We start from the raw sequence: 339 nt of genomic DNA on the forward strand, positions 1-339 counted from the left end.
GGTGGCCACACAGCTCCTTCAGTATCTCCGCGCCGCCGCAATCGGACATCGGCTTGGCGACGAAATTGCCGACGCGGTCGGGATGCAGCGCATAGCCCCAGAACACCTGCACATTCTTCGGCTGTCCGGCGAAGTGCGGCTGGTGATAGAGCACGACCGACATCAGCCAGTTGGAATCCTTGAACGTGACGAGGCCTCCGGTGCCGGCCCGGTTGCCGGAGAACGCCTCCATCCGGTCGAAGAAGAGTGGATCGCGGCAGGTGACGGTGAAGGACAGCCAATAGGATTCGGGGATCGAGCTGTTGAACGCGGCGGGATTGCCGAATTCGGGACGCTCCT

The 339-nt window shown here is 62.5% G+C and carries 1 protein-coding gene; it reads right to left on the reverse strand.

Going from position 1 to position 339, the window contains the following annotated elements:
- A partial coding sequence (locus CV770_RS41390) for an oleate hydratase (protein WP_201760277.1) occupies positions 1–339 on the reverse strand: 339 nt, incomplete at both ends.

The sequence above is a fragment of the Bradyrhizobium sp. AC87j1 genome, from assembly GCF_002936975.1.
In the GTDB taxonomy this organism is placed as follows: domain Bacteria; phylum Pseudomonadota; class Alphaproteobacteria; order Rhizobiales; family Xanthobacteraceae; genus Bradyrhizobium; species Bradyrhizobium shewense.